Source organism: Frischella sp. Ac48 (genome assembly GCF_019641635.1).
GTDB classification, from domain to species: domain Bacteria; phylum Pseudomonadota; class Gammaproteobacteria; order Enterobacterales; family Orbaceae; genus Frischella; species Frischella japonica.
In genome coordinates this window covers 62,558-74,349 of record NZ_JAETXP010000002.1, presented here as the reverse complement: position 1 = coordinate 74,349, position 11,792 = coordinate 62,558, and the positions used below count along the sequence as shown (strand labels likewise).

General features: G+C 37.0%; 6 protein-coding genes. All 6 read left to right on the top strand.

Going from position 1 to position 11,792, the window contains the following annotated elements:
* Positions 1–2 precede the first annotated feature (2 nt).
* The 6 genes from JMI89_RS02165 to JMI89_RS02140 all read left to right on the top strand — a co-directional run bounded on the left by JMI89_RS02165 (position 3) and on the right by JMI89_RS02140 (position 11,658).
* Positions 3–638, top strand: coding sequence for a peroxiredoxin family protein (locus tag JMI89_RS02165; RefSeq protein ID WP_187755821.1), 636 nt, complete (start codon positions 3–5; stop codon positions 636–638).
* 120 nt (positions 639–758) lie between these two features.
* The gene (locus JMI89_RS02160) at positions 759–929 is read left to right on the top strand and encodes a hypothetical protein (RefSeq protein WP_220679226.1); all 171 of its coding nucleotides are present in this window, start codon (positions 759–761) and stop codon (positions 927–929) included.
* A gap of 646 nt (positions 930–1,575) precedes the next feature.
* On the top strand, positions 1,576–3,396 hold the full coding sequence (locus JMI89_RS02155) for an AAA family ATPase (protein WP_220679225.1): 1,821 nt from the start codon (positions 1,576–1,578) through the stop codon (positions 3,394–3,396).
* Positions 3,397–3,399: 3 nt separating this feature from the next.
* A complete protein-coding gene (locus JMI89_RS02150; RefSeq protein ID WP_220679224.1) occupies positions 3,400–4,044 on the top strand; it encodes a 4Fe-4S single cluster domain-containing protein in 645 nt (214 codons plus the stop codon).
* 16 nt (positions 4,045–4,060) lie between these two features.
* Positions 4,061–10,312, top strand: a complete 6,252-nt coding sequence (locus tag JMI89_RS02145; protein WP_370633698.1) for an AAA domain-containing protein — start codon at positions 4,061–4,063, stop codon at positions 10,310–10,312.
* A complete protein-coding gene (locus JMI89_RS02140) occupies positions 10,309–11,658 on the top strand; it encodes a hypothetical protein (RefSeq protein ID WP_220679222.1) in 1,350 nt (449 codons plus the stop codon). The genes JMI89_RS02145 and JMI89_RS02140 overlap by 4 nt, the downstream gene beginning before the upstream one ends.
* Positions 11,659–11,792: the final 134 nt, after the last annotated feature.

Below are 11,792 nucleotides of genomic sequence, written 5' to 3'. Positions count from 1 at the left end.
CAATGAAATTAAATGAAAAACTTCAGCTTATACAAAAAGAGATGGCTCAAAATGTACCTGTTGATATTTTAAATGCACTTAGACAATCACTTCAGAACTTAATTGAGCAAAATTTAGAACATCATGCTCTTAAAGTCGGTGATATAGCTCCTGATTTTACGTTGCCAGATGCCGAAGGATTACCTGTTTCACTATATGATGTATTACAAGATAATGCCGTAATACTTAGCTTTTTTCGAGGTAATTGGTGCCCGTTTTGTATGGCTGAACTAGCACATTATCAAGAAGCTATTAATAACAATCTTATCGATAGTACAACGGTTATTGCAATAACCCCTCAAACTATCCGTTTTAATCATGATATAACGATACAAAATAACCTTGATTTTAGAATACTTTCAGATAAAGGTAACGAAATCGCTGATAAATATGGGCTTGCCTACATACTACAAGAAAATATTCGTAAAATTTATAAAAACCTGGGTGCAGATCTAGAATTATTTAATGATGATAAAAGCCATAAATTACCTATTCCTGCAACTTATTTTATTGATAAAAATAAAAAAATCATATTTTCTTCGGTTTCTACAAATTATATGGAAAGAGTTGATATTTGTGATATTACATTTCAAAAGTAATTTGCATTAATTTATACAGAATTAAAGAAGCTAGATGAAAAGGAATAAATTAATCATAATTGTTAATGGGAATAAAGCAATTACCGCCAAAAAAGACCATTGAGTAATCAAGAAAAATTTATGAAACAGCTATTTGTGGCTACAACGAGACCTAAAAGTCTAGTTAATGGTATAAATAGATTATATGAATTTATTAAGAGTGTTAATTTGAATATTTGGTTAGTCAACAAATTTGATGGTAATATTAAAGTCGATATTCATCAAACAATGAATCAAGATATAGAATATTAATAATGTGAATACGTTTAGACCAGCATTTACAGTATATGATTTTGAAAGGTTTCTGTCAGATTAGTTCTGGTCTAAATTGTATAGTTTTCCAAAAGTAATCTGATAATGTATCTTGCAAGATGGTTCTGTGCGAAACTGTATTAAATTTTGTGTAAATCCAAATTAGATATATTCTAAGGATTTATTGATAACAAAAGAAATTCAATATTAACGGCTAAAATTAAAACGGAACAAGATATAAATTAATTTTCAACTATGCTCAAAAACATACTATAAAGCAACTCTGAAATGCTGAATTATAAGAATATTTAGGTTTTGTTAAGAATGATTCATCGTCCTCCATTAATAATCCTGCCCAATATGATTTCATGTTTTTATAATAATGCTTTCATATTGCTCTGGCGATATCTTACCGTTGGCTGAATGACAACGAACACAAATATGATAGATTTCAATATATATAAAAATAGTGTTTTTATTTATTAAAACCTATAAAATGTCAACCAATCCCTCTCAAGTACTAAGTAGTTTTATTTTATTACTATCAACATTACATATCTTTAATTATTAAGGCTAGTTATATCAATATGTTTCTATATAATACATGGTAGTGATTATTGGAGGTTTATTATTAAAGGATTTGGGCATGACTTATCAGTTTAATAAGCCACGCTGGATGCGTGATTTAATTAGGTTTTTACATTTAAAGAGCCAGTTTGTATTGTCAGGTAATATCAGGGATTTACAAGCGTGTGAAGTAGCTCCTGGGGTTATTACACCACAAACATTTGAGTTGGCGTTATATCGTGCTCTCCGCGATGTAGGGTATAGTCAAGTATTGATTTGGGATCCTTTATCGGGGTTTTATGGTTTACAAACGCCAGATTTACCAGCTATCGATATTGATAAATTATTACAACAAGTAGGATTAACGCCAGAAAAAGGGCGGGCTGCTGCAGGCATTGATTTATTGGGAAATGCATTAGAAAATTTTGTTAATCTTAATGACGAGCCTGTTGCATTAATTATTGATTTTGCCTCACAACTGACCATTCGTGCAGATAACTTAAGTGCAGCAGAACATCAGCTGTTTACGCGGGCATTAGTACTCTCTCATCGAGTGAATGCAAGACCAGCTGGTACAAATCGTACGCCCTTTTTTAATACTGTACTTTGGTTGGTCGAAAAAGAGGGAGATTTACCTGACTGGTTATTAGTAAATAATCCACGAATTCGTCATATTCCAGTTTCTAAACCAGACAGCGCTGCTCGTCGAGCATTAGCCTCTGGATTAATAAAAGGTATTCCTGGTTCGCAACAAACTTCGCCAGAATTGCTGGCAAAAGCGGAAACAACCTTTGTTAACAGTACAGAAGGGATGTTATTGCTGGATATGAATGCCATTACGACATTGGCAAGAGTAGAGAAACTGAGCATTGATGATATCAATGATGCCGTAAGGCGCTATAAAGTAGGTGTAACGGAAGATCCTTGGCAGAAAATTGATCGTGAAAAAATAGCACAAGCAGATAACTTTGTGTATCAACGAGTTAAAGGACAAAATCATGCGGTTGTCCATATGCTCGATATTATAAAGCGAGCGATTACGGGTATCGGTGCTAATCGAAGAGGAAATAGACCCCGTGGCGTAGTGTTTTTAGCAGGTCCAACAGGTGTAGGTAAAACTGAGCTTGCCAAAACAATTACGAGTTTACTCTTTAATGATGAAAGCGCATACATTCGCTTTGATATGTCTGAGTTTAGTTCAGAATTTTCAGATCAGCGTTTAATTGGTTCACCTCCCGGCTATGTGGGCTATGATGTAGGAGGGGAGCTAACCAATGCAATACGAGAAAAACCGTTTAGTGTCGTATTATTTGATGAGATTGAAAAAGCTCATCCTCGGGTTATGGATAAATTTTTACAAATTTTAGATGATGGTGTTCTAACTTCTGGTCGAGGTGAGCGTGTTTATTTTTCAGAGACACTCATCATTTTTACATCCAATCTTGGAATTTATAAACTGACCGAAACAGGTGAGCGCATTCCTAACGTTACTGCTAATGTTCAATTTGATGATGTTCAAGCCAGAGTAAAAAATGAAATTGAGCGGCATTTTAAATTTGTTTTAAATCGCCCCGAAATATTGAATAGGATAGGCGAAAATATTATTGTCTTTGACTTTATTCGTCCTGATGTGGCGGAGCAAATATTCCAACAAATGATCGATGGTGTGATTGAAGATTTACAATCACAAGGGTTAATTTTATCCTTTACCCCAGAAGCATTAGACAGTTTGAGAAACATTGCTTTAGCTGATTTATCAAATGGTGGTCGAGGAATACGTAATCACATTGAGGCTTATTTATTAAATCCATTGGCTCGTGAGTTGTTTAAGTTAAACCCTCAAACAGGTCAAACATTAGTGGTAACTCAGTTGCAAATAGGACAATTAATTTTGGAGTAAATGGTGTTAACAGTTGGTATCTCGCGTATTCATTTTCCAGTAACAACACTAGGACCAGGTAGGCGACTTGGTATTTGGTTTCAAGGTTGTAGTTTACGTTGTGAGGGTTGTATTTCAGTTGATACATGGGCAACAGCAAAAACGTTAATTCCAATTGAACAACTGATGATGAAGCTTTCCTCTTACCTACCTTTGATTGATGGGATTACTATCTCTGGCGGGGAACCGTTCGATCAATTTGAGGCGTTATTGGCTATTGTGGTTCAGTTACGCGAAAGAACAAAGGTCGATATTTTAGTGTACACAGGGTATGCCGTTGAAGATATTACCGATCAGTTACAGCAAATTAAACCTTACATTGATGTGTTAATCAGTGACCCCTTTCAACGGCAGAGTTCACAAACTTTAAGGTTAAGAGGGAGTGATAATCAAAGGTTACATTGTTTTACCTCACAAGCTGTAGAAAAATTTGCCTATTATCAGCAAGCAGTTACAACTGAGGATAAAGTATTAGATGTCATGTTTGATGCAGAAGGTGTTGTCTGGTTTGCCGGCATTCCTAGGCGCGATGATTTCGTAAAATTACAAACTCTTTTAAAGCAACAAGGGCACCAGATAAAAGTGACCGCTGATAAAACAAAGTATTAAGGATTTCAGAATGGCAATGATGCGGTTTTGTCCTAATTGTCAAACAGAGCGATCTCTTCATGAGATTTTCTGTGAAGGGACTATTAACGATGAACCCTGTGGTTGGGATTTGTCATCAGTAACTATTAGTGAAACAGGATGGCGCCCCCAGAGCGTTGTAACGGTCAATGATGTGTTGCCAGAAATCACTGTTTCACATTGTGTTAATGGCCATATCATGGATACAGGTGATTTAATTTGCATGGAGTGCGGTGCTGATTTAGCCGAGATAGATAATTCAGAAAATCCAGAACGAATATCTTCTAACCATGAAGAAACCATAACAGAGTCTGATATTACAACCATTGATGATTGGCAGTTACTGCAACTTATTAGTCAAACAGATGGCGTGCGTGAACGTTATTTGGTCAAAAGATTACATGATGAAAAACGTGCAGTTCTAACGCTCTATCATACTGGTGCTGAGCCAAATATTGATGTATATGAAGTCTTGCGTAACCTTCCTCGTGAGCATGTGCCAGAAATTATTACTAAAGGTCGTTGGAACGACCAAGCTTATGTTGTGGCTGAAGAATTAACAGGTGGAGTATTAGCTGATTTGGGGATGGTCATTAATGATATGGATACTATTCGCCATGTCATGACAGAGCTAGGTCAAGCACTAAATGCTTTTACCGCAGCCGGTTTACGTCATTGTGATTTAAGACCTAATAACTTATTAGTGCGAACAAAAGAACCTCTGGATTTAGTGATTACGGGGTTTGGTTCAGCAAGGCTCTCAGAGTTTGATCTAGAAGTCATATCGCCTTTGGCAACTACTTTTTATACTGCGCCAGAAGTTGTAGCAGGTGGTGTGAGTGTCGCTTCTGATTGGTGGAGCTTGGGTGTTATTCTACTAGAGCAATTGACACAAGGTAAATGCTTTGAGGGCGTAAATACACAAGCGTTTATCATTCAAGTACTGGCTAGTGGTGTAGATATTCCAACCACATTAGACCCTCGGTTACAGTTGCTATTAAGAGGGCTATTGACTAAAGATCATCATCGTCGCTGGCAATGGTCTGAAGTTCAAGCGTGGATTAACGGCGAGGATGTAGCTGCTCCAGAAATTGTGCAAGCGGCTGCGCAAGAAGTTGATCTCGATAAGAGTATTTCCTTAGGTGGAAAAAGTTACCATAGAGTTAAATTATTTGCATTAAATGCAGCTAACCCTGTTAATTGGCAAGAAGCGACAGAGCTTTTGTCTCGAGGTAATTTGGTGACATGGTTAGAGCAAGCAGATTTTGACGCCACGAGTCTAGCCACTATCAGAGAGGTTATGCGTAAGCCGGATTTAACATCGGATATGCAATTGATGGTGGTATTAAAGATTTTAAATCCTGACATCCCACTCATTATAGCCGGTAATATTGTGACGCCAAATTGGTTATTGCAACATCCTAGTGATGGATACCAGCTTATTTCAGGGGTTATTCCAAGTTTACTAAAAGCGTCTGAGGTGTGGTTATGGCATTTACATGAGCGAGCTAATACAGTTCGTCAGCGAGCTTTGAACTTACAAATAAAACTTGATGAAGAAGTTTTAAGAATCCATTTGTTATCTGCTTCTCGAGCCCAATTAGCAGCCATATGGTCGGAAAAAAGTGCCCTGTTTCCGGATGCAAATAACGCAGGGTTACTGTCATTATTAGAGCGACGTATCATTAGCGAAGAGGATTTCATTGTTTTACTCAGTGCTGAGCTTGGACAGTTTAAATCATTAGATACAGTACTTAAAGAGTCACTCAAATTAGGAAAGAAATTAAACATTGATATGGTTGATGATGAGGCGTTAAGAAGGTTAATCGCGCAACCACGTTTGACTCTTTATCAACAGTTAAATGAACTAATAGAAGGGTTTGCCAGCACGGGGGTGGATGAAGTCGACCAATGGGCAGAACAATACCGTCTTGAAAAACGCATGCCATTACCGAAATTGTTGGTTTTATTAAGTATTGGACCTGAAAAATGGGTTAAGCCCCATAAACGGCAGTATACCTCTCAGATTATTGATTTTTTCCATAAAAAAGTCACTACGTCTATATTAAAAGGCCCTTTAGTGAGAATGCGTCTAGGAATGTACACTGCGCGTGTCGATATTAATTTATTAGGTACAGAAAGAACGTCTGCCAATAAATTGTTAGATCATATTGTACAGCGCAATAGCCGACCGCAAGCTATTGATCTGGAAGCCTTTCAAGCCAACAACTTTATCGAGTATCAGTTGCGTAATTTATACCGTCAATCCAATCTCTATAGAAGAGATACAGGGATTAATGGATTGTATATGGGATTCCCTTTTTTGCTTTATCAAGAGCCTAATAGTTATCGATTACCTCGTATTGCTCCGCTATTACTTTGGCCCATTAAGCTTAATTATGACATGGGCGTTCCTAACCGTATTACTTTAGCATTTGATACTGAACGTGAAGAAATCAGAGTTAATCCTGCATTAGAAGGTATATTAGGAAAAGCGTTGTATGAAGATTGGAAAAGCGTTATAGATGAGTTATTAGCGAGATCTGCGCTGACGACACTCGAAGTCATGGATACATTGACTCATTTGGGGCGTGTATCGTCTCGGCAAGTGCAAAATCTACCTATTAATTTTGACACTGAACGTGGTCAAGTCTGCTTTGCATGTTCGGCTGTGTTATTTGATGTGAACTTTTTAGGTCAATCCATCGGTGAAGAACTTAACCGTTTAAAGAAATTATCCCCTGTTAATACTGCGTTAGAAACAGCACTGCGTTTAAAGCCTTATCAAGCAGTTGCTGAGATTCCTGAAAAGCCAGCAGAGTTAGATCGCTATTTTTCCGTGTCCAGTGACCCTTCGCAAGAAAATGCCGTTTTGCAAGCACGACAAGACTCAGGACTCTTAATTGAAGGTCCTCCTGGAACAGGGAAAAGCCAAACCATTGTAAATATGGTGGGCGACGCGATTGGCCGAAATAAAACTGTGTTGATTGTTTGCCAGAAAAAAGCAGCATTAGAGGTAGTATATAAACGCTTAGCCGCGGAAGGGCTAGATTCTCGCAGTATTATGGTCAATGATGTTAATGCAAATAGAAATTCGGTGATTAGTAGTATACGAGAACAACTGGGATTATTATTTAAATTCCCTGAAAGAACGGATTGGATCGAAAAACGTAAACTAGTTGCAGCCAAAATTACAGATTTAGAAAATCGTTTAGATAATCATCACGAGGCACTACATCAACAAGATCCTCAAACGGGGTTAAGCTATAGAGAATTGATTGCTGATTTAATTGGTGTTAATAAAAACTATCAGTTATTTGCAGCTCCTCAAATAAGATCAGTGATAAGTGATTGCGATCCACAACAGTTAATAGCATTAGAAAATGAGTGTGCACCACTAGTGCGTTTTTGGTTGCCTGCCTGTTACGAAAATAGTCCTCTAATTCATTTAAAAGTATTTTCCCATGATTTAGCGACACTAGAAGATTTTAAAAAATTCTTTAGCCATTTTTTAAGTGTTGAACAGCTAAGAATGAGTCAGTTGACTAATCATACGCGCTTTGAAGTAGACAACCCAAAACCCTACCAGCAATGGATTGAAGCAGAGGGGGATCATTTTCTGACGATCTCAGAAAGTATTCGCGCACGTTTAGTAAAATGGTTGACTTTTTTTAAGTTGGGTGCTGATTCTTCCGCTGTATTAGAAGGCGATTTACTGATTAACCAACTGACTCTATTGAAAGAGCGCTTAGCACTGTTAAATGAAAGCTATTGGTGTGATTTATCCCTTAAACTTTGTTTGTTAGAGTTAGATGTATTAAATGATTTATCAAATAAAGCTCGACTGATGTTAATGCCTAGACCATGGTATAGTTTCTTAAGTATTAAACGTTATAGATCAAAACAGGCGTTATTAGCATTTTTAGCATCACAAGGCGAACTGCCGAATTTGGAGGGCATTCCTAAGCTTTATAATGCATTGGTGCTTGAGCAAGAATATCGCCCCATTCGTCAAGAAATACAGACTATATGCGCTAGACTACAATTGCCTGTGCCTGATAACCGTACAAACCTTAATATAAAAAATGTCGTCAATGAAACATTAACAAGTTTGCAAGAGGTAAAAGAATGGGCTAAAAGAATTATGTCAGCACCTCACTGTGAAGAAGTTGAAAAGTCAGTCTTACAAAGTAAAGTGGCATTCGAACACTTATTAAATGATTATCATACCGCTTTTGAAAGATATGCTTCACGTAAAGCTTCTTTAGAGGCATTATTGCCGTTAGTGAGTTATTTTGAAGATACTCTCTATGGAAACTGCAAAACGTCCATCGAAAAATATGAAATTTCTCCGCTGTTGCTGATAGAAATTAACCGTGTACTTGATACCATGGAAGCTTACCAATATTTTAGAAAACGTGTTCCACAATTATCAACCAAGGCTATTAAGTTGTTTGAACGTTTAAGGCTCTATCAGGAAGAATTAACTCATTTACCCACTACAGCGCTTGATAAAAGTTTTAGACAATTATTAAATTATGAGGCTAAACAGACATGGAAAGCGCGTATTGAGCAAGATAACCCTGTATTGCTAACCAATGAGGATGAAATTCAACAACAAATTCAGGCTTTAGCCAAAGCTGACGAAGAGATCCGTGAATTAAATAAAACCTTATTTACGCACAATATTCCTGTCGGTAAGTTAGCGAGTGCTAGAGAATGGGAAGATATTACACGATTAACCGGGCAGCGTGCAAGAAGATTGCGTGAGTTTGTAGAACAAGGTGTGCAGTTAGGGCTTATGAGTTTAAGACCCATTTGGTTAATGAATCCTGATATTGTGAGTCGGCTATTGCCTTTAAAAGCAGGCTTGTTCGATGTGGTCATTTTTGATGAGGCTTCACAAATGCCTGTCGAATATGCAATACCATCACTTTATCGCGCTAAAGTGGCTGTCGTGAGTGGGGATGAAAAGCAAATGCCACCTAGCTCTTTCTTTAGTGCTCAAGCAGAGCTTGAGGAAGATTTAGATCTTAATTTAAGCGCTGAATTAACCGATGAAGAACAACAAGAGGTATTACAAGGCAAATGGGACTCAAAAGAAATTACGGATTGTCCTGATTTATTACAGCTTGCTCGTTCAGTATTACCAACTACAGGCTTGCAAATTCACTATCGTTCGGAATATCGAGAGTTAATTGATTATTCGAATGCTGCTTTCTATATGAATCAACTAAATATACCCGTTCGGCATCCGTTAGATACGATTAAACAAGCACAGCCTTTAGAGTATATATGGGCTAATGGAGTATATGAACAACAAACAAATTTAAAAGAGGCCAAAAAAGTTGTTCAAGTGGTGGACAATATTTGGCAGCAGTCATCGGGCAAACGTCCTTCAATAGGCGTGGTTACATTTAATAAAAAGCAAGCAGACTTAATTGAAAAGTTCTTTTATGAAAAAGCAGCTGAAGATGAAACGTTTGCCACCATCTTCAAAGAAGAAAATCAACGTATGGACAACGGCGAAGATATGTCCATTTTTATTAAAAATGTTGAAAATGTACAAGGCGATGAACGTGACATTATTGTGTTCTCGACAACTTTTGGATGCAATGAGAAAGGAATCTTTAGACGTAATTTCGGCGTATTAGGACAACAGGGGGGAGAAAGGCGGCTTAATGTGGCCATTACACGAGCTCGTAAGAAAATAATTTTAGTCTCCTCAATGCCGATAGACGATATTTCTGATATGTTATCTGGCAAACAGAGCCCAACTACACCTAGGGATTATTTACAATGCTATTTAGCTTATGCTAAAGCATTGTCAGAAGGTAAATTTGACTACAGTAAAGATCTACTTAATCGAGTTACGGGTTATAGCCAGTTGGTTATTGATAGAACAGAGACTATGCAACAAGATGCTTTTCTTGATGATGTAGAAGCCTATATCCAGTCTTTGGGGGTAGGATATATGCGTCAATCAGGAAATGGGGTATTCGCATTAGATTTTGCGATTGAAGACCCAGCAACGAAACTATACAGTATTGGGATTGAATGTGATGCACCTATTAACGCATTGTTAAATCATGCTAGATCACGTGAAATTTGGCGACAATCGGTTTTAAAACGTGCAATTCCTAATATCATACGTATTTCATCACATAATTGGTATGAAAATAAAGAACAAGAAAAGAAACGTTTAAAAACGTTGGTTGAAACTGTATTAACATCTGAGGTAAGTCAATGAGTGGCCCAAAAGTTGTCAGAATTGTTACGCTAGAAGAAATGACGGCTACCAGCAAAGGGCATTTGGCCCGTCTGGATCAATCGATTAAGCAATGGCAAAAAGCAATGGATAAGCTGAATGAAACAGATGAAAAGTTTTATGAAACAATCATTGCAAAACGAAAAACCTTTGATCAAATGTTAGAAGAGCAACGTTTCTCAGACATACAAAGACTTGTACCGATTGAAATAACCAGTCTAAGTGACGATATCGCACAACGTCGACAATTAAAGGTCGCTGCCAAAAGTCAGCAAGCTATTGAAGAAAAGCAAGCAAAAGAAAATATCAAAGCTCTGGTTAATTTATTAAATAATAAACAAGTAGTACTCACCGATCAATTCAATAACGAATTACAACAAGCGATTAAAGGTAAATATCAGGGTAATATTAATCAGCTTTTAACGAAAGCCTTTAATTTACTCACGCCTAAAAACACCAAAGAACTTTCAGAAAAGCAACAAGCTTTGCTGGATCGTATGGTGGTTGATGACAACACGCAAACCTTTGCAAGCTGGTTAGAACAACAAAATATTGCATTGCAAAAAGACCCTTATATACAAAAAATTGAACACTATCTTGCAGAATTATCACTTGAACAAAAAGAAGTTTATGATGTATTTATTGAGCGCTTAAACAACATTGAGCAGGAGTTACAACCTAACCGTAAGAAACTACTACTGGATAGTATTATTCTAGACTTAGCTCAAGCGGTTAATGAGGCCAAGGAACGTGGAGTTTTACAAGCACAATTGGAATTATTAATCGCTGAATTACAACAAAAAACAACGGAGCCTTTAGATTTTGATTTTAATAAACTTGACACGATGAGTGTTAAAGAATTGAAAATATTAATAGATAATTGTGAACATACGCTGGCAAAAATCACAGAAAAAACAGAAGCGATGTACAGACAGCAAGTTATTTTACAGGGACTGGCTAGCTTAGGATATGAAGTACGACACGGAATGGATACACAGTGGGCGAAAGATGGGCGATTAGTTTTGCGTAATCCTTCTACACCTGGTTACGGCATAGAGTTAGCCGCAAACGCTGAGGTGGCACGCATGCAGGTACGAGCAGTTAAATTGACTTCCGAAAATAATCAACAACGTGATAGTGATATTGAAACCCTTTGGTGTAGTGATTTTACCAAGTTACAGCAATGGTTAGCCAAACAAGGTTCTGACTTAATTATTGAAAAAGCATTGCCGGTTGGTGCCGTTCCTTTAAAATCTGTTATATCAGAGGAAATTGATTCTTTACAAAAAACGACGGAGCAAAAAACTTTATCTTCTAAAAAAATCTAAAAACAGTATCTTCTGGAAAGTTATTTTTTTTTTGTGGCAAGTTGAACATTAGGTAAATTGCTAGATAATTCTGAAGATTTTTGGGTTTATGATGATAATACAATGGTGAAGTATTTCTTTTTCATTCATTTTTA

Bases quoted from the DNA above. Each gene is read 5' to 3' on its own strand.
- JMI89_RS02165 (WP_187755821.1), top strand. From the start codon at position 3: ATGAAATTAAATGAAAAACTTCAGCTTATACAAAAAGAGATGGCTCAA.
- JMI89_RS02160 (WP_220679226.1), top strand. From the start codon at position 759: ATGAAACAGCTATTTGTGGCTACAACGAGACCTAAAAGTCTAGTTAAT.
- JMI89_RS02155 (WP_220679225.1), top strand. From the start codon at position 1,576: ATGACTTATCAGTTTAATAAGCCACGCTGGATGCGTGATTTAATTAGG.
- JMI89_RS02145 (WP_370633698.1), top strand. From the start codon at position 4,061: ATGATGCGGTTTTGTCCTAATTGTCAAACAGAGCGATCTCTTCATGAG.
- JMI89_RS02140 (WP_220679222.1), top strand. From the start codon at position 10,309: ATGAGTGGCCCAAAAGTTGTCAGAATTGTTACGCTAGAAGAAATGACG.